Here is an 18,973-nt window from a genome sequence, read left to right on the forward strand (position 1 = left end):
GGCGGCGGGGCGGGCCGGGCGGCCGGGCGCCGCCACTGGTCTTCATCCGGGGCGGGGCGGGCGGCGCGCGGGCGGGCGCCGCCGGGGGGCGGCGCGGCGATGCCGGGGCGGCGCTGCTGGCGGCGATGGTGCTGCCGGGCACCGCGATCTTCCTCTGGCAGGCCACTGGCAGCCGGGTGCAGGGCAACTGGCCCGCCATCCTCTACCCCGCCGCCTGCATCGCCGCCGCGTCCTTCACGCCGCGCCGGCTGCTGGGCTGGCGCCGGCCGGCGCTTGCGCTCGGGGCGGCGCTGGCGCTCGGCGCCTACATCCAGTCCGCCTTCGCGCCCCTCCCGCTGCCGCGCCGCCAGGACCCGACGCTCGCCCGCCTCGGCGGCTGGGACGCCTTCGCCGCGGCCGTCGAGGCCGAGCGGCAGCGCCTCGGCGCCGGCTTCGTCGCCGCCGAGGAATACGGCCTGGCCTCGCAGCTTGCGTTGCGGCTGCCGCCGGGGGTGCCGGTGATGGCGCTCAACCCGAGATGGACGCTTTTCAACCTGCCGCACCCGAGCCCCGGCGTAACCGGCATGCTGGTGCAGAGCGAAAGACGGGATAGCGTGCCGGACTGGCCCGAGGCCGAGCCTGTCCGCCGCATGGAAGGGTCGCTGGTCCGTTCCCGGCACGGCATCGAGGCGGAACGCTATCGCGTCTTCCGCGTCGAAACCCGGGCCGGACAGCCGCCGACCGCGATCCTTCCCCGTCCCGCGCCTTGACGCGGGGGGAAGCCGACAGAACCTTATCCGGGTTGGCCGCCCGAACGCGGAGAGGACCATGCGCATCCATCGCAAGCGTGGCTGGGAACTGCCGGACCGCGCCGCAACGCCCGAACATGTCGCGCTGAACCGCCGCGCGCTGATGGCCGCGGCCGGCGCGGGAGTGATGCTCTCGGCCGAGGCGCAGGCCCAGTGGCTGTTCGGCCGCGGCCGTTCCTCCAACGACCCGTGGCAGCGCAACCCGGCGGACCTGCCGGACCTGCCGCCGGCGATGCGCAACGCCCGCTACCAGCCGGGCCGCGCCATCACGCCGGAGCGCGATCCCGTCACCTACAACAACTTCTACGAATTCGGTTCCAACAAGGACATCTGGCCGACCGCCCAGCGCATGCCGACCAGCCCCTGGACGGTGAAGGTGGACGGCCTGGTCGAGCAGCCCGGCGAATTCGCCGTGGACGACCTGATGAAGCGCATCGGCCTGGAGGAGCGCGTCTATCGCCTGCGCTGCGTCGAGGCCTGGGCGATGACCGTGCCCTGGACCGGTTTCCAGCTCTCGAAGCTGCTGGAGATCGTGAAGCCGCTCGGCTCGGCGAAGTATGTGCGCCTGGAAACCGCGCAGCGGCCGGATTCCATGGTCGGCCTGCGGCAGAGCTGGTACCCCTGGCCGCATATCGAGGGCTGCACGATCGAGGAAGCGGCGAACGAGCTGACCTTCATCGTCACCGGCATCTATGGCCGCCCGCTGCCGGCGCAGAATGGCGGGCCGTTCCGCATCGTCTTCCCGTGGAAATACGGCTTCAAGTCCGGCAAGTCGCTCGCCCGCATCACGCTGACCGACGAGCGCCCGAAAAGCTTCTGGGAGACGCTGCAGGGCAGCGAATACGGCTTCTGGGCCAATGTGAACCCGGAGGTGCCGCATCCGCGCTGGAGCCAGGCCAGCGAGCGCCTGATCGGCACCGGGGAGCGCGTGCCGACGCAACTCTTCAACGGCTATGGCGAGTTCGTCGCCTCGCTCTACACCAACCTGCAGAGCGAACGGCTCTGGGCGTGATCATCCTGGCGGCAATGCTGCTGGCCCTGGCGGGCGGCATTGCCATCTGGTTCGGCCCATGGGCGCCGCTCGGGGCTCTCATCTTCGAGCTCTACCCACCCTTCCTGAACACGCTGCAGGCGGGCGTGCAGCGGCGGATCGCGCCGGAGCTGTGGGATCTCGTCTTCCTGCCGGTGCTGACCGCGCCGGCCTGGCTGATCCCCTTCATCCTCGGCGACCTGCTGCTCGTGATCGGCATCCTGCGCCGGCGGCGGAGGCGCCATGGCTGAGGCGCGCGCCCGCATCCTGCTGGTGGAGGACACCGCCTCGCTGGCGGCGGTCTATGCCGAATACCTGCGCAGCGCCGGCCATGCCGCGGAGCATGCGCGCACCGCGGCGGAGGCGACGAAGCGCGCCGCCGCCGAGCCGCCGGATGCCGTGCTGCTCGATCTCCGCCTGCCGGATGGCGACGGGCTTTCGGTGCTGCGCACGCTGCGCCGCGACGCGCCGGACCTCCCCGTGATCGTCATGACCGCGCATGGCAGCGTGACCACCGCGGTGGAGGCGATGCGCAGCGGCGCCGCCGACTTCCTGGTCAAGCCCTTCGCCGCCGAGCGCCTCGCCGTCACGCTGGCGAATGCGCTGGAGCGCGCGGCGCTGAAGCGGGAGGTGCGCGACCTGACCGCCGCGCGGCCGCGCAACACCTTCCAGGGCTTCGTCGGCGCCGCGCCCGCGATGCAGGCGGTCTATCGCGTGCTGGAGACCGCGGCGCAGTCCCGCGCCACCGTCTTCATCACGGGCGAGAGCGGAACCGGCAAGGAACTGGCGGCGGAGGCGGTGCACAGGCTCTCGCCGCGCCATGCCGGCCCCTTCATCGCGATCAACTGCGCCGCCATCCCGAAGGACCTGATCGAGAGCGAGATCTTCGGGCATGTCCGCGGCGCCTTCACCGGCGCCGTGGCGGATCGCATCGGCGCGGCGCAGGCGGCGGATGGCGGCACGCTGTTCCTCGACGAGCTCTGCGAGATGGACCTCTCGCTGCAGGGCAAGCTGCTGCGCTTCATCCAGTCCGGCACCTTCCAGCCGGTCGGCAGCACCCAGGCGCGGCGGACGGATGTGCGCTTCGTCTGCGCCACCAACCGCGACCCGCTGGAGGAGGTGAAGGCCGGCCGCTTCCGCGAGGATCTCTACTACCGCCTGCATGTCGTGCCGGTGCGCCTGCCGCCGCTGCGCGAGCGCGGCGAGGACGTGGTCGCGATCGCCGAGGCGATGCTGGCGCGCAGCGCCGCGGAGGAGGCCAAGAGCTTCCGGGGCTTCACCGAGGAGGCGAAGGCGGCGCTGCTGGCGCATCGCTGGCCGGGCAATGTGCGCGAGCTGGAGAATGCGGTGCGCACCGCCGTCGTGCTGAACAGCGGCGAATGGGTCGAGGCGGCGATGCTGCCGCTGCGCCTTCCCGCGCCGGAGTCCGCGCCGCCGGCGGCGGCGGAGGCGCCTGCGCTGCCGGTCGCGTCCGTCGCCGTGCTGCCGGCGCCGCAGCCGACCGCCGGCGACCCCGCGCGGCTGATCCGCCCGCTCGCCGACGTCGAGCGCGAGGCGATCGAGCGCGCGGTGCTGCTCTGCGACGGCAACATCCCGAAGGCCGCGGCCTTCCTGGGCGTCAGCCCGTCCACGCTCTACCGCAAGCGCGCGTCCTGGGGCGAGAGCGCGGCCTGATCAGTCGAGGCCGAGGCGGCGCCGCGCGAGCGCGATGACGCGCAGCGCCTCGGGCCACAGGCCGAAGCTTTCGGGGCGCGCGCTGTGGCACCACGCCACCTCCGTCACGTCGCCGCCGGGTCGCGGCTCGCCTTCCTGCCACGCCGCCACGAAGTCGATGATCGTGTAGTGGAAGCGCGGGCCGGCGCCGGCCTCGCCGGGCGTGATCGCATCCACCACGGCGAGGAGTTCCAGCGGCCCGACCTCGACGCCGGCTTCCTCGCGCAACTCGCGCCGCGCCGTCTCCTCCGCCCGTTCGCCGAGGCGCTGCGCACCGCCGGGCAGCGACCATTCGCCCATCCGCGGCGGCCGGCCGCGACGGATCAGCAGCACCTCGGCGCCGCGGAAGACCAGCACGCCGATGCCCACCCAGGGGCGGGTCGGGTTCTCCCGGGGGTTGGTCAATTCGGTGGCTGCGGCGCGGCCGGGGCCGCCGGCGCCTGATCCGCCGCTGGCGCGCGCTGCTCCTTCACGAGGTCGGCGAGGCGCGGCACGAAGGCCTTCTCCTTCCACTGGCCGACCTGGTACGCCCAGCCCTGCCAGCGCGCATCCAGCCGCGGCCCTTCCTCGCCGCCTTCGGCCGACAGGCGCACCCAGAGATTCTCCTCCTCCTTGTGGACGATGACATGGACGCGCAGTTCGTCGGTCAGCGTGAAGCGGGACTCGCCGATCTTCTCCCCCGGTATGTCGGCGGCGCGCTGCACGTCGAGGAAGGTGAGGAATTCGAAGGCGCGGCCGACCTCATCCAGGCTGATCTCGTCGAGCTCCGGCGTCTCGGCGGGCTCCACAACGGCCATCGTGCCGTCGGGCTCGCCGCCGCGGCGCAGCACCAGCCGCGGCTCGCCCACGCGCTCGATCTCGGCGGCGCGGACGCGCTCGCGCGGGATGTTGGCGATGTCGCGGTCGATCCAGAGATTCGGGTCGGAATCGATCGGCAGCCGGCCCTCGGCGAGCCAGGCCTGCGCCTGGCCGGGGCGGCGGACATAGACGCTTTCCGGCACGTTGCCCTGCACGCGCATCCGCCGCCGGCCGATGATCAGCTCCGCGATCACGCCGCCCTGCGCATCCAGCACGCGCAACAGGGAGGATGTGGCGCCCTGCTTCGTCGGATCCTCGACGCCGAGCCGCTCCAGCAGCTCGGGGTTCGCCGTGCGCGGCTCGGTCAGGCGCAGCTCGGTCAGGCCCACCAGCAGCTCGCGCACCTTCTCGGGCCGCACCGGATGGCCCGCCTTGGCGGGCAGCACCCAGGTCTCGCCCGCGCGGTCCACGGTCAGCGTGCCGTCATGCCGCGTGACCTCGATCTTCGCGGCATTCGCCAGACGCGGCGCGAGGCCTGGGAAGGCGAGCGGCGTCGCGGTCGAGACGGGCGGCTCGGTCCGGTCGGGCGTCAGCAGCACGGCCGCGCCGACGGTGGCGGCGGCCGCGGTGCCGAGCAGCAGGATGGTGCGGCGGTTCACGACAGCGCCTCCATCAGCCGCGCGCCCCGGCGCGACGCCGCGCCCGGACGATGCCGAGCCCGATGGCGAAGACCGTCAGCAGCGCCGGCACCAGCACGATGTTGAGCAGCCGCAGGCGTGTCTCCAGCCCCTCGATGTCGCGCCGCAGCTCCAGCTGCACCTGGCGCAGCTCGCCGCGGGTGCGGCGGATCTCCTCCCGCGCGCGGTCGATCTCGGCGCGCTGCTCGGGCGTGATGACCGCGCTCGCCTGCTGTCCCTGCGTTCCCTGGCGCAGCTCACGCAGGCGGCGCTCGGTCGCTTCCAGGCGCTCCTGCAGGCCGCGCTCGGTCTGGCGGAACTGCGCCTCGGCGCCGCGGCGGATGTCCTCGACCATCTCGAAGGGGCGCAGCGACTCGCCGCGGGAGCGCAGCCCGACCAGCGCATCCCCGCCCGCCATGCTGTCGGCCAGGTTGATCACCAGCGCGCCGTTGTCGCTGAAGGGCGTCGCCACCTGCTGGCCGAAGAAATCCTGCACGCGCACCCAGAAGCGGTCCTCCAGGATGTCGGCGTCGTTCGCGACGATGAGGTTCGCCGGGCCCTCGGTGCGGGCGCGATGCGCCGGGAAGTTCTCGGGCCGCTCGGCGCCCTCGGGCGGCGGGGGCGGGCCGTCGAAGGCCGAGCTGAGCTGGCCGCGCACGCGCGCCGCGATCACCCGCGCGCGGCCGTCCGGCGCGAATTCCGCCAGCAGCCGCGCCGGGCTCGGCTCCTGCCGCACGCGGGCGGCATCCACCATCTGGGTGCGTTCGCTGGAGGTGATCAGCGGCACGAATTCGATGCCGGCGCCCTCGCGCCGCCGCACCTCGCCGGCCGAGGCGACCGTCACCTGGGAGAGCTGCGCCGTCGCGATTTCGCTGTTGGAAAGACCGGCCTGCGGCACGTTGAACCAGGCGAGGTAGTCCACCGCCTGGATGCGGTCGCGCGGATCGGCGCGCACGCGCCAGGCGCCGCGCTGGTCCAGCACCACCTGGTTCGACGGCGCCTCGATCCCCCAGGCGTTCAGCAGCCTGTCGAGGTTGCTGGCGGTGTCGCGCGCCGGCGGCTGGCCGGGGGAGGGGCGGGAGGCCTGGCTCTCGCTGTGCGGATCCACCATCACGATCAGCCGCCCGCCGCGCATGACGAACTGGTCGATGGCGTATTGCGTGGCGTCCGACAGGTTCTGCGCATGCGCGACCAGCAGCACCTGCACGTCCGGCTCGATCACCTGCGCATCCAGCGCCACGTCGCGCACCGTGTAGAACTGGCGCAGCTGGTTCATCACCACATAGGGCTGGCCGACGCCGGGCTGGCGCATCATCAGCGCGCGCGGATCGCCGTTCAGCGGCAGGGAGGACATCACGCCCAGCACCGGCCGCGTCGGGTTGGACAGCTCCCACACCAGCCGCGTCAGGTCGTATTCCAGGAAGCGCTCGCGATCCGGCTGGAAGAAGGCGATGGTGCGCTCGTCGTCCAGCAGGTTGGTGCCGACCAGGCCGAACCAGACCTGCTCGCCGGACTGGTCCACCGGCACGCCCTGCAGGCCGAGCGCCTGGGCGCGGTCCTCGGTCTCGGAGAAGGGCTCGGGGTCCAGCACTTCCAGCCGCAGCTTGCCGCCCGCGACGGCGACATACTCGTCGAGCATGGCGCGCACGCGGTCGGCATAGGCGCCATAGGCCGGGATCGCCGCGCCCAGGCGGCGCGAATAGAACAGGCGCAGCGTGATCGGATCGTTCAGCCCGCGCAGCACCTGCGCCGTGCCGTCCGACAGCGTGTAGAGCCGGTTCTGCGTCAGATCGAGCCGCGCGCTCGGCAGCAGCCGGTCGGCCAGCATGTTGACGCCGACGGCGAGGATAGCCGCAAGCAGCAGCGCGACGAGGGCGGAGAGGCCGCGCTTGCCCCTGGGTGCGGGGCCAGGAGCGGGTGTGGTGGTGCTGCTCATGGGATCAGTCCGCCTTCCTCTGGTCCACCGCGACGGTGTTGGCGAAGAGGAAGAAGCCGATGAAGGAGGCGAAGAACACCACGTCCCGCGCCGCGATGATGCCCCGCGAGAAGCCGCCGAGGCGATCCGTCACGCTGATCGCCCGCGCCACATCGGCCAGTTGCGGCACGCGCTGGGAGAGGAACTCCGTCACCACCGGCGTGCCCGCGGCCGTCAGGAAGAAGCACGCGGCGACGGCGAGCACGAAGGCGATGACCTGGTTCTTGGTCAGCGCCGAGATCGCGGCACCGACCGCCAGGAAGGCGCCGGCCACCATCAGGCAGCCGAGATAGCCCGTGGCGATCACGCCGTTGTCCGGCTCGCCCAGGATGTTGACCGTGATCACCAGCGGAAAGGTCAGCGCCAGCGCGATGGCGCAGAAGGCCCAGGCCGCGAGGAATTTCCCGACCACCGCCTGCCACTGCGCGATCGGCAGCGTCAGAAGAAGCTCGATGGTGCCGAGGCGCCGTTCCTCGGCCCAGAGCCGCATGGTCAGCGCCGGCACCAGGAACAGGAACAGCCAGGGGACGAAGGTGAAGAAGGGCTGCAGATCCGCCTGGCCGCGCGTGAAGAAGTTGCCGAGGGTGAAGGTCAGCGCGCCGGCCAGCACCAGGAAGATCACGATGAACACATAGGCGACGGGGGTCGCGAAGTATCCCGCTAGCTCGCGGCGAGAGACGGTGAGGATGCCGCCCATGGTCAGGCTGCCTCGTTCAGGGTCAGGTCGCGGAACACGGCATCCATGCTCGGGCCGCGCGCGGAGAGCGCCGCCGGCGTCGCATCGGCCACCACGCGCCCGCGCGCGATGATCACCGCCCGTGTGCAGACGGCCGAGACCTCCTCCAGGATGTGGGTGGAGATGACGATCGCCTTCTCCGGCGCCATGGCACGGATCAGGTTGCGGACCTCGTGCTTCTGGTTGGGGTCGAGGCCGTCCGTCGGCTCGTCCAGCACCAGCACCGGCGGGTCGTGCAGCAGCGCGGCGGCGAGGCCGACGCGGCGCTTGAAGCCCTTGGAGAGCGTCTCCACCGGCTGCAACCGCACGCCTTCGAGCTGGGTCAGGTGCATCGCGCGCGCCACGCGGTCGGCCAGTCCGCTGCCGCCGAAGCCGCGGGCGCGGCCGCAGAAGCGGAGGAAGCCGGTCACGGTCATCTCGGGATAGGTCGGCGCGCCTTCCGGCAGGAAGCCCAGATGGCGCTTGGCGGCCACGGGTTTGTCCACCACGTCGTCGCCGCAGATCCGCGCGGTGCCGGCGGTCGGCGTCATGAAGCCGGCCAGCATGCGCATGGTGGTGGACTTGCCCGCGCCGTTCGGGCCGAGGAAGCCCAGCACCTCGCCCTTCGCCACGGTGAAGGAGACATCGTCCACGGCCGTGAAGGCCCCGAAGCGCTTCGTGAGGCGCTCGATCTCGATCAAGGCGGTCAAGGCGCGTCCCCAGTCTTGCCCGGGGTGGCGATTACGCAGGCGGCATCGGGCTGGCAAGCCCCGTGGCGCTTCAAAGGGTTACAGATTGTTCTTGCGGCTCACCCGGCATCGAGCTTCCCCAGCGTCGGATCGTGCCCGAACAGCGCGAGCAACGTCAGCGCCGCCCGCCCGCGCGGCGAGGCCAGGTCCGGGTCGCGGTCCAGCAGCGCCTGGGCGTCGCGATGGGCGATCTGGGTCAGGCGGCCGAACTCGTCAGGATCCTCCCGCGGGTCGAGCAGGCGGCCGCCCTGCAGGCCCGATTGCCGCTCCCGCAGCACGTCGCCGCCGCCGCGGGTGCGCAGATCCTCCTCGGCGATGAGGAATCCGTCCTCGGTGTCGCGCAGCACCAACAGGCGGCGCTTTTCGGAGTCCGACAGGCCCTCGGAATGGACCAGCAGGCAGGATGACGGCTTCGATCCGCGCCCGACGCGGCCGCGAAGCTGATGGAGCGCGGCGAGGCCGAAGCGCTCGGCCTGCTCGATCAGCATGATCGTCGCCTCCGGCACGTCCACGCCGACCTCGACGACGGTGGTCGCCACCAGCAGCTTCGTGCGCCCGGCGGCGAAATCGGCCAGGGCCTGCTCGCGCACCGGCATGTCCTGCAGGCCATGCGCCATGCCGACCTGGCCGGGGAAGCGGCCCGACAGCTCGGCAAATCGGTCCTCGGCCGCAACGGAATCATCGCTCTCGCCGCCGGAGATGGCGCGCACCACCCAATAGGCCCGCTCGCCGCGCGAAAGCGCCTCGCCCAACCGCTCGATCACGTCGGGCAGGCGTTCCTGCGAGACGATGCGGGTGGTGATGGGCTGGCGGCCGGCGGGCTTTCCTTCCAGGCGGGAGACGGCCATCTCGCCCCATTGCGTCAGCAGCAGCGTGCGCGGGATCGGCGTCGCGGTCATCACCAGCATGTCCGCGTCGCGGCCCTTGTTCGCCAGCATCAGCCGCTGCGCCACGCCGAAGCGGTGCTGCTCGTCCACGATCGCCACGCCGAGGTCGTGGAAGGTCACCGCCTCCTGGAACAGGGCATGGGTGCCGACGACGATGCCGATGCGTCCGGAAGCCAGGCCGCGCAGCACCTCCTTCCGCTCGGCGCCCTTGATGCTGCCGGTCAGCAGCCGGACCTCGACGCCAGCGGGATGGCACAGTTTCACCAGGGTGCGCAGGTGCTGCCGGGCCAGCAATTCCGTCGGCGCCATGAGCGCGCCCTGCGCCCCGGATTCGACGGCGCGCAGCATCGCCAGCACTGCGACAAGCGTCTTGCCCGCGCCGACATCGCCCTGCAGCAGCCGCAGCATGCGCCGGGGTGCCGCCATGTCGGCGCCGATCTCGGCGAGGGCCTGCGCCTGGCCGGTGGTGAGGCTGTGCCCGAAGGCGGCCAGCGCCTTGTCCTGCAAATCGCCGGTGCCGGGCAGGGCGCGTCCCGGCCGGTTGCGCTGGCGCCGCCGCACCAGCGCGATCGCCACCTGGCTGGCCAGCAACTCGTCATAGGCCAGCCGCCGGCGCGGCGCCTGGGGCAGGGGGCCGGTCGGGCGTTGCAGGGTGCGGATCGCGACGTCGAAGCCGGGCCAGCCCTCGCGCTGCAGCAGCGGCAGGTCGGCCCATTCCGGCATCGGGTACAGCCGCGCCAGCGCCGCCTGCATCGCCCCGCGCAGGCGCTTCGGCGTGAGGTCGCGCACCAGCGGCCAGACCGGCTCCACCAGCGGCAGCGCCTCCGCCCGCTCGGCGGAGAGCGGGTTCAGCATGGCCCAGCCGCGCGATCCCTCCGCCAGCACCCGTCCAGCGAGGAACCGGAACGATCCGGCGGGAAGCAGCTTCTGGATCCAGGGCAGGCGGCCGTTCATGAAGCGGATGGTCAGCGGCCAGCCGCCCGAGACCGCCTTCACCTCCACATAGGGCCGCCCGGTGGAGCGCGACCGCGCGGCGCGCAGGCTCTTCACCTCCACCTCCAGCACGCAATCCTGGTCGAGCGGCGCCTCTTCCGGGCTCGCCACCCGGCGTCGGATGATCACGCGCTCGGGCAGGTGCAGCAGCAGGTCCAGCACCCGGTCGCCGCCGGTCGCTTCCTCCAGCAGGCGGGCGAGGGTGGGGCCGACGCCCTCCAGGCTCTCGAGCGGCGCGAGCAACCCGGCGGCGCTGTCCGCGTCGTTCAATTCAGCCATGTTCCGCGTCGGGCTGACACGATTCCCATGCGCCCCTATATCGCACCGGCGAGCGCCCAAGCCGACATGCCCGAAGAGACACACCCCGATTCCCTCTCCCCGCGCCGCAAGCGCCTGCTGTTCCGCGCCTGGCATCGCGGCACGAAGGAGGCCGACCTGATGATCGGCGGCTTCGTGAAGCGCAACATCGCCGGTTTCACGGAAGGCGAGTTGGACGAGTTGGAAGCCGTGCTGGAACTGCCCGACGTGGACCTGGCCGACTGGCTTTCGGGCCGCCGCGCCATCCCCGCCCATGTCACCACCCCGATGCTGGAGCGGATGGCGCTGGAGTGCGGCGGCACGGGCGCGGGCGTGCCGCCGGAGTTGCGCTGATGCATCGTCCTCAGCTTCATCCCTCTCCCCCCGGAGGGGACCTTGCAGGCAGGGCGCCTATCTAGATGGACACGATCCCCGTCCACGGCGCGCCCGAAGGATTCGACGCGCTGCTGCTGGCCCGCCGTCGCGCCGAGACGCGCAACCCGGTGCTGCATGTCTGCCGCGACGATGCACGCATGGCGCGGATGGCCGAGGCGCTGGCCTTCTTCTCTCCGCATGTCGAGGTGCTGCGCTTCCCCGCCTGGGACTGCCTGCCCTACGACCGCGCGTCCCCCAATCCGGAAATCGTCGCGGAGCGCGTCGCGACCCTGACGCGCCTGGCGGAGAAGACGCCGACGCCGCGCATCCTGCTGACCACGGTCAACGCCCTGGTGCAGAAGGTGCCGCCACGCGCGGCCTTCCGCGGCGCGACGCTGGCGCTCAAGCGCGGCGGGCGGCAGGACCCGCAGGCGCTCGCGGCCTTCCTCGAGGCCAATGGCTACCACCGGACCGGCACGGTGATGGAGCATGGCGAATACGCCATGCGCGGCGGCATCGTGGACCTGTTCCCGGCCGGCGAGGCCGAGCCCGTCCGTCTCGACCTGTTCGGCGACGAGATCGAGGACCTGCGGCGCTTCGACACGGCGACCCAGCGCAGCGGCGAACGGCTCGATGGCCTGACGCTGCGGCCGGTGGGCGAGATCTTCCTCGACGCCGACTCCATCTCCCGCTTCCGCAGCGCCTATCGCGAGCTGTTCGGCGCCGCGGCGGCGGAAGACCCGCTCTATGTCTCGGTCAGCGCCGGCCGGAAGCATCCCGGCATGGAGCATTGGGCCGGGCTGTTCCATGCGGCGATGGAGACGCTGCTCGATCATCTCGGCGAGGACGCAACCGTGTCCTTCGACCACCAGGCCGAGGATGCGCTGGCCGTGCGGATGGAGATGATCGCCGACCACTACGAGGCGCGCCGCGGCGGCACGCGCGAAGGCGAGATGCCCTATCGCCCGGCGCCGCCCGACCGGCTCTATCTCGACCTCGACGCCTGGGAAGCGATGCTGGCAGCGCCGACGGTGATGCGCTTCGTGCCCTTCGCGCCCGCCTCCGACCTGCCCGGCGTCGTGGATGCCGGCGCGCGGCCCGGCCGGCTGTTCGCCGATGTGCGCGCCGAGGGGAAGAACATCTTCGCCGCCTATGGCGAGCACGCCAAGGCGATGGCCGCGCGCGGCCATCGCCCGCTGCTCGCCGCCTGGACGCGCGGCTCGCGCGAGCGGCTCGGCAACCTGCTGCGCGAGAACGGCGTTGCCTGCGAGCCCGTCGAGGATTTTCTGCAGGTCCAGAAGCTGGCGAAGGGCGCGGTTGGCCTTGCCGTCGTCGGCCTGGAACGCGGTTTCATCGCCCCCGATCTCGTGGTCACCGGCGAGCAGGATCTGCTCGGCGAGCGCATCGCCCGCCCGCCGCGCCGCCGCCGGCGCGCCGACCAGTTCATCGCGGATGCGACCGAGATCGCGGAAGGCGACCTGGTCGTCCACCAGGACCACGGCATCGGCCGCTATGACGGGCTGGCGACGATCGAGGTCTCCGGCGCGCCGCATGAATGCCTGCGCCTCGTCTATGACGGCGGCGACAAGCTGTTCCTGCCCGTCGAGAACATCGAGATCCTGTCGCGCTTCGGCAGCGAATCCGCGGGCGTGGCGCTGGACAAGCTCGGCGGCGGCGCATGGCAGGCGCGCAAGGCCAAGGCGAAGCAGCGCATCGCGGACATGGCCGCGGCGCTGATCAAGGTGGCGGCGGAGCGCGCGACGAAGCAGGCCATCGCGGCGATGCCGCCCGAGGGCGCATGGGACGAGTTCTGCGCCCGCTTCCCCTTTGCCGAGACCGACGACCAGCAGCGCGCCATCGCCGACGTGCTGGAAGACCTCTCGGCCGGCAAGCCGATGGACCGCCTGATCTGCGGCGATGTCGGCTTCGGCAAGACCGAGGTCGCGCTGCGCGCCGCCTTCTGCGTGGCGATGACGGGCGCGCAGGTGGCGGTGGTGGTTCCAACCACGCTGCTCTCCCGCCAGCACACCCGCACCTTCACGCGCCGCTTCGAGGGGCTGCCGGTGAAGATCGCGCAGCTCTCGCGCATGGTGACGCCCAAGGAAGCGGCGCAGGTGCGCGAAGGCCTGAAGGACGGCTCGATCAACATCGTCGTCGGCACCCATGCGCTGCTGGCCAAGGGCGTGGAATTCGCCGATCTCGGCCTGGTGATCGTGGACGAGGAGCAGCATTTCGGCGTCGCCCACAAGGAACGGCTGAAGGCGTTGAAGTCGGACGTTCACGTGCTGACGCTGACGGCCACGCCGATCCCGCGCACGCTGCAGCTCGCGCTCACCGGCGTGCGCGAGATGAGCGTGATCGCAACCCCGCCGGTGGACCGCCTCGCCGTGCGCACCTTCATCATGCCCTGGGACGGCGTGGTGATCCGCGAGGCGATCCAGCGGGAGCGTTTTCGGGGTGGCCAGATTTTTTGCGTCGTTCCGCGGCTCGAGGACCTGCCGCGCGTGCGTGAGCGCCTGGCGGAGATCGTGCCGGAGGCGCGCGTGGCCGAGGCGCATGGCCGCCTCTCGCCGACCGAACTCGAACGCGTGATGACGGAGTTCGGCGACGCCAGGCACGACATCCTGCTCTCGACCAACATCGTCGAGAGCGGGCTCGACATGACGGCGGTGAACACGCTGATCATCCACCGCGCCGACATGTTCGGCCTGGCGCAGCTCTACCAGCTGCGCGGCCGCGTCGGGCGCGGCAAGCAGCGCGGCTACGCCTATCTCACCTGGCCGCAGACGCATCGGCTTTCCGCCGCTGCGGAGAAGCGGCTGGAGGTCATGCAGACGCTGGACAACCTCGGCGCCGGCTTCACGCTCGCCAGCCACGACCTCGACATCCGCGGCGCCGGCAACCTGCTCGGCGACGAGCAGTCCGGCCACATCCGGGAGGTCGGCATCGAGCTCTACCAGCAGATGCTGGAGGAGGCGGTGAACGAGCTGAAGCACGGCGCCGGCAAGGACGCCGTGGACGACCGGGAATGGACGCCGCAGATCAATCTCGGCCTGCCGGTGATGCTGCCCGAGGCCTATGTGCGCGACCTGCCGGTGCGCCTCGGCCTCTATCGCCGCATCGGCGCCTTGCAGAACGAGGCGGAGATCGAGGCGATGGCCGCCGAGCTTGCCGACCGCTTCGGCAAGCTGCCGCCCGAGGCGGAGACGCTGCTGCAGGTGGTCTTCCTGAAGTCGCTCTGCCGCGCCGCAGGGGTGGAGAAGGTGGATGTCGGGCCGAAGGGCATCGTCATCGGCTTCCGCGGCAACCGCTTCGCCGACCCCGCGGCCTTGGTGCAGTGGGTTGCCGGGCAGGGCGGCCTGGTGAAGCTGCGGCCGGACCATAAGCTCGCCTTTGCGCAGGAGATGCCCTTCGAGGCGCGGGTGCGCGAGGCGCGGCGCCTGCTGACCGCACTGGCCGAAGTGGCGCAGGGCCGCGTGCCCGAGACGCCCCGGCCCGCGAAGCAGGCCGCCCCGCCGCCCACGCCGGCGGCCGCGCCGCCGAAGAAGAGCGTGTTCCGCCCGACCATCGTCCCGCCGGCGCCGAAGGGTGCGGCGACCAGGCCGATCCCCTTCCCGGGGCGCTGGAAGCGGTAGGGCCGGCGGCTCTCCCGCCTGCCGGGATCCGGCCGCGCCGGCGCGATCGTCGCCGCGCGGGCGGAATCCGTGCCATGCTGCGCCGGACGCCCATGACGACGGCAGCCGACGCGGTGCCCCTGGCCGGCGATCCCCGCAACACCGGCGCGACCCCGGTCTTCGTCGCGCGCGGCCTGTGCAAGAGCTATGGCCGCGGCGATGCCGCCGTGCACGCGCTGCGCGACCTCGACCTCGATATCCTGCAGGGCGAGTTCGTGGTGCTGCTCGGCCCGTCGGGGTCCGGCAAATCCACCCTGCTGAACATCCTGGGCGGGCTGGACGCGCCGACATCCGGCCGCGCGGCATGGCGCGACCATGAGCTGGCCGGGGCGGACGAGGCGGCGCTCACCGCCTATCGGCGCGAGCATGTCGGCTTCGTGTTCCAGTTCTACAACCTGATCCCGAGCCTCACCGCGCGCGAGAACGTGGAGCTGGTTGCCGAGATCGCGCGGGACCCGATGCGGCCGGAGGAAGCGCTCGCGCTGGTCGGCCTGTCGCACCGGCTCGACCACTTCCCCGGCCAGCTCTCCGGCGGCGAGCAGCAGCGCGTGGCGGTCGCGCGCGCCATCGTCAAGCGCCCCGACGCGCTGCTCTGCGACGAGCCGACCGGGGCGCTCGATGTCGAGACGGGCAAGCTGGTGCTCTCCGCCATCGCGCGCGCGAACCGCGAGGTGGGCGCCACGACGGTGGTCATCACGCACAACGCCGCCATCGCCGGCATGGCGGACCGGGTGCTGCGCATGGGCGGCGGGCGCATCGTCGCGATCGAGTCGAATGCGCGGCACCTCGCACCCGAGGACCTGGTCTGGTGAGCGTGCTGGACCGCAAGCTGCTGCGCGACGTCTGGGCGCTGCGCGGCCAGGTGCTGACCATCGCGCTGCTGATCGGCGCCGGCGTGGCGGTGCTGGTGATGTCGGTCAGCAGCTTCCTTTCGCTCCGCGGGGCGCAGCAGGCCTTCTATGCCGAGAGCCGCTTCGCGGAGATCTTCGCCGAGCTGGAGCGGGCGCCGCGGCCGCTGCTCGCGCGCATCGCCGCGATCCCGGGCGTCGCCGCGGCCGAGGGGCGGGTGGGCGGCGAGGCGCGCGTGGACTGGCCGGGCGCTGAGGTGCCGGTCGCCGGGCGGGTGCTCTCGCTGCCCGCCGGCGGGGAGCAGCCGGCGCTCGATCGTCTCCGCCTGCTCGCCGGCCGCCTGCCGGAGCCGACCCGGCAGGACGAGGCGGTGATCCATGCCGCCTTCGCCGAAGCCCGCCAGGTGCGTCCGGGCGACGAGATCGCGGTGATCCTGAACGGAAGGCGGCAGCAATTCCGCATCGCCGGCATCGCCCACTCGCCGGAATTCGTCTTCACCTCGCGCCCCGGCAACCCGCTGCCCGACGACCGCGGCTTCCTCGTGCTCTGGGCGAATGAGGAGGCGGTGGCGCGCGCCTTCGACATGCAGGGCGCCTTCAACCAGGTGGCGCTGACGCTCGCCCCCGGCGCCTCGGAACCCGCCGTCATCGCGGAGCTGGACCGGCTGCTGCTGCCATGGGGCGGCCGCGGCGCGCATGGCCGGCGCGACCAGCCCTCGCACCGCTTCCTGGAGGACGAGCTGGCCGAGCAGCGCACGCTGGCGGTCACGGTGCCGCTGGTCTTCTTCGGCATCGCCGCCTTCCTGCTGAACGTCGTGCTGGGCCGGATGGTGGAGGCGCAGCGCGAGCAGGTGGCCGCGCTGAAGGCGCTCGGCTACCCGTCCTTCCCGATCGCGGCGCATTACGCGAAGTTCGTCGGCGTGATCTGCCTGATCGGCTCGGCGATCGGCATCGCGGCCGGCGCCTGGATGGGGGCGGGCATGCTGGGCAACTACCGGCCCTTCTTCCGCTTTCCCGACATGCCCTATCTGCTGCCGGCCTGGCTGCCCCTGCTGGCCGCGGCGGCGAGCTTCGCGGTCGCGCTGCTCGGCGTGCTCGCGGCGCTGCGGCGCATCCTGCGGCTGCCCGCCGCCGAGGGGTTGCACCCCCCAGGCCCGGCCGCCTTCGGCGGATCGGCGCTCGGCGGCTTCGGGCAGCGGCTTCGGGCGCGGACGAAGATCCCGCTGCGCGGCCTGCTCGGCCGCCCGCTGCGCACCGCCTTCACGGTGCTCGGCATCGCGCTGGCGGTGCCGATGGTGGTGCTCGGCCTGTTCTGGTGGGACGCGATGGACAGCATGGTCGCGCTGCAATTCGACCGCATCGAGCGCGGCGACGCCTTCGTGGCGCTCACCGACCCGCGCCCCTCCCGCGCCGTGCGCGAGATGGCGCGACTGCCGGGCGTCCTCGCCGCGGAGGGGCAGCGGATCGTGCCGGTGCGGATCCGGGCCGCGCAGCGCAGCCGCCTGCTGGCCCTGACCGGCCTGCCGGACGGCGCGGCGCTGCGCGTCCCGCGGGATGCCGATCTCCGCCCGGTGCCGATCCCGCCGCATGGCCTGGCGCTCAGCCGGCGGCTGGCCGAGCGGCTCGGCGTCCGCGAAGGCGACACCGTGCAGGTCGAGGTGCTGGAAGGCGCGCGCCGCATCCACGACCTGCCGGTGGCCGCGCTCATCGAGGACATCATCGGCTTCACCGCGCTGATGGAGATCGGCGCGCTGAACCGGCTGATGCGCGAGGACGACCTGGTCTCCCACGTCGCGCTGCGCGTGGACCCGCTCGCGGCGCAGGATCTGTGGCGGCTCCTGGCGGAGCGGCCGCGCGTCGCGGCCACCAGCGTCAAGGCGGTGTGGCTGCGCGTCTTCGACGAGGTGATCGCGGGGCTGGTGCTGACCAGCGCCGTGACGCTGACCGGCTTCGGCGTGATCATCGCGGTCGGCGTGGTCTACAACAGCGCGCGCGTCGCGCTGCAGGAACGGGGCTGGGAGATGGCGAGCCTCAGGGTGCTCGGCTTCACGCGAGGGGAGGTGGCGCGCATCCTGCTGGCCGAGCTGGCGCTCGCGGCCGCTGTCGCGGTGCCGCTCGGGCTCGTTCTGGCGCAGTGGTTCGTCGCGCTGATCCTGGGCGCGCGCGACAATGAGAGCTTCGACGTGCCGGCGGTGATCAGCACCGCGACCTTCGCGACATCGGCCCTCGTCGTGCTGGGCGCGGCGCTTGCCAGCGCGGTGGTGGTGCGGCGGCGGATCGACCGGCTCGACCTGGTCGCCGCCCTGAAGGCGAGGGACTGAGCGATGGGGCGGCATCTCCGCCGGGTGCTGGTCGCGATGGCCGTCCTGCTGGCGGTCGGCGGCGTGTTCCTCGCCTTCCGCCCGGGGCCGGTGCCGGTCGAGACCGCGCAGGTCCTGCGCGGCCGCTTCGAGGTCGTGGTGGAGGAGGACGGGCGCACGCGGGTCCGCCAGCGCTATGTCGTCTCCGCGCCGGTCGCCGGCCAGGTCCTGCGGCTCGACCTGCGCGCCGGCGACGCGGTGGCGCAGGGCGACGTGGTGGCGGAGATCCTGGCCGCGCCCTCGGCCCTGCTCAGCCCGCGCGCGCGGCGCGAGGCGGAGGAGCGCGTCGGCGCGGCGGAAGCGATGCTGCAGCAGGCCGGCGTGCTGGTCGAACGGGCCAGCGCCCAGCAGGTGCAGGCCGAGGCGGATGCCGAGCGCGTGCGCGCCCTGCACGCGCGGGGCGCCGCGCCGCTCCAGCAGCTGGAGCGGGCGGAACTGGCGGAGCGGACGGCCGCGCGCGACACGCTGGCGGCCGAGCGGCGCCGGCACGCCGCCGAGCACGAGCTGGACCTGGCGCGCGCCGTGCTCGACGCCGCCGACGCGACGGAGAACACGCAGGAGCGCCACGAGGTGCGCGCGCCGGTCACCGGGCGCGTGCTGCGCGTGCTGCAGGAAAGCGAGGCGGTCGTCGCATCCGGCGCATCGCTGCTGGAACTCGGCGATCCGGCCGATCTGGAGGTGGTGGTGGACGTGCTGACCACCGAGGCCGTCGGCATCCGCCCCGGCGCGGCGGTCAGCATCGAGCGCTGGGGCGGTCCTCAACCCCTGGCGGGTCGCGTCCGGCGGGTCGAGCCGGGCGCCTTCACCCGGGTCTCGGCGCTCGGCGTCGAGGAGCAGCGGGTCTGGGTGGTGATCGACCTCGTCGATCCGCGCGAGCGCTGGGCCGCGCGGGGCGACGGCTTCCGCGTGGATGCGCGGATCGTGGTCGAGGCGATCGAGGACGCCGTGCTGGTTCCGGTCAGCGCGCTGTTCCGGCGCGGCGCCGACTGGGCGGTGTTCGTCGTGCAGGACGGCGTCGCGCGCGGGCGGCGGGGGGGGGGGGTGGGCCCCCCCGCGCGCGCCCCGCTGATCGCCCCCCGGCGCGGGCCCCGGGC

General features: G+C 72.7%; 14 protein-coding genes and 1 pseudogene. 9 read left to right on the top strand and 6 right to left on the bottom strand.

Features of this window, described 5'->3' with window-relative positions; all coding sequences use genetic code 11:
* From AC1MIR_RS04080 to AC1MIR_RS04095, 4 genes and pseudogenes are all read left to right on the top strand, one after another.
* Positions 1–749, top strand: a pseudogene (locus tag AC1MIR_RS04080) (UDP-phosphomannose--protein mannosyltransferase); the annotation flags it as partial.
* A 58-nt stretch (positions 750–807) separates the two neighbouring features.
* Entirely contained in the window at positions 808–1,800 is a 993-nt protein-coding gene (msrP, locus tag AC1MIR_RS04085) for a protein-methionine-sulfoxide reductase catalytic subunit MsrP (RefSeq protein ID WP_480026899.1), read from the top strand.
* Positions 1,797–2,069, top strand: coding sequence for a hypothetical protein (locus AC1MIR_RS04090; protein ID WP_480026900.1), 273 nt, complete (start codon positions 1,797–1,799; stop codon positions 2,067–2,069). The genes msrP and AC1MIR_RS04090 overlap by 4 nt, the downstream gene beginning before the upstream one ends.
* Positions 2,062–3,492: a sigma-54-dependent transcriptional regulator gene (locus tag AC1MIR_RS04095; RefSeq protein WP_480026901.1), complete on the top strand. Its 1,431-nt coding sequence runs from the start codon at positions 2,062–2,064 to the stop codon at positions 3,490–3,492. Before AC1MIR_RS04090 ends, AC1MIR_RS04095 begins: the two co-directional genes overlap by 8 nt.
* On the opposite strand, the gene AC1MIR_RS04100 is transcribed toward AC1MIR_RS04095, so the two are convergent.
* The 6 genes from AC1MIR_RS04100 to recG form a co-directional block, all read right to left on the bottom strand.
* Complete coding sequence (locus tag AC1MIR_RS04100) at positions 3,493–3,936, bottom strand: NUDIX hydrolase (protein WP_480026902.1); 444 nt, start codon at positions 3,934–3,936, stop codon at positions 3,493–3,495. It lies immediately after the preceding gene.
* Positions 3,933–4,988, bottom strand: a complete 1,056-nt coding sequence (locus AC1MIR_RS04105) for a DUF4340 domain-containing protein (RefSeq protein ID WP_480026903.1) — start codon at positions 4,986–4,988, stop codon at positions 3,933–3,935. The genes AC1MIR_RS04100 and AC1MIR_RS04105 overlap by 4 nt, the downstream gene beginning before the upstream one ends.
* A 13-nt stretch (positions 4,989–5,001) precedes the next feature.
* Positions 5,002–6,942: a Gldg family protein gene (locus AC1MIR_RS04110; protein ID WP_480026904.1), complete on the bottom strand. Its 1,941-nt coding sequence runs from the start codon at positions 6,940–6,942 to the stop codon at positions 5,002–5,004.
* A gap of 4 nt (positions 6,943–6,946) precedes the next feature.
* Positions 6,947–7,678, bottom strand: coding sequence for an ABC transporter permease (locus AC1MIR_RS04115; protein WP_480026905.1), 732 nt, complete (start codon positions 7,676–7,678; stop codon positions 6,947–6,949).
* A 2-nt stretch (positions 7,679–7,680) separates the two neighbouring features.
* Positions 7,681–8,406 (bottom strand): ABC transporter ATP-binding protein, encoded by a 726-nt coding sequence (locus AC1MIR_RS04120; RefSeq protein ID WP_480026906.1) that lies wholly within the window; start codon positions 8,404–8,406, stop codon positions 7,681–7,683.
* A gap of 98 nt (positions 8,407–8,504) precedes the next feature.
* On the bottom strand, positions 8,505–10,604 hold the full coding sequence (gene recG, locus AC1MIR_RS04125) for an ATP-dependent DNA helicase RecG (protein WP_480026907.1): 2,100 nt from the start codon (positions 10,602–10,604) through the stop codon (positions 8,505–8,507).
* 66 nt (positions 10,605–10,670) lie between these two features.
* Here recG and AC1MIR_RS04130 point away from each other — a divergent pair, with 66 nt between their 5' ends.
* From AC1MIR_RS04130 to AC1MIR_RS04150, 5 genes are all read left to right on the top strand, one after another.
* Positions 10,671–10,976 carry an FAD assembly factor SdhE gene (locus AC1MIR_RS04130; RefSeq protein ID WP_480026908.1) on the top strand — a complete coding sequence of 102 codons (306 nt, stop codon included), beginning with the start codon at positions 10,671–10,673 and terminating at the stop codon, positions 10,974–10,976.
* Between the two features lie 65 nt (positions 10,977–11,041).
* Positions 11,042–14,632: a transcription-repair coupling factor gene (gene mfd, locus AC1MIR_RS04135; RefSeq protein WP_480026909.1), complete on the top strand. Its 3,591-nt coding sequence runs from the start codon at positions 11,042–11,044 to the stop codon at positions 14,630–14,632.
* A gap of 74 nt (positions 14,633–14,706) precedes the next feature.
* Positions 14,707–15,483, top strand: a complete 777-nt coding sequence (locus AC1MIR_RS04140; protein WP_480026910.1) for an ABC transporter ATP-binding protein — start codon at positions 14,707–14,709, stop codon at positions 15,481–15,483.
* Complete coding sequence (locus AC1MIR_RS04145; protein ID WP_480026911.1) at positions 15,480–17,840, top strand: ABC transporter permease; 2,361 nt, start codon at positions 15,480–15,482, stop codon at positions 17,838–17,840. Before AC1MIR_RS04140 ends, AC1MIR_RS04145 begins: the two co-directional genes overlap by 4 nt.
* 3 nt (positions 17,841–17,843) lie before the next feature.
* Positions 17,844–18,973, top strand: a 1,130-nt coding sequence (locus AC1MIR_RS04150) for an efflux RND transporter periplasmic adaptor subunit (RefSeq protein ID WP_480026912.1), incomplete at its 3' end; no start/stop codon positions are given.

The sequence above is a fragment of the Falsiroseomonas sp. RANM36 genome, assembly GCF_056682175.1.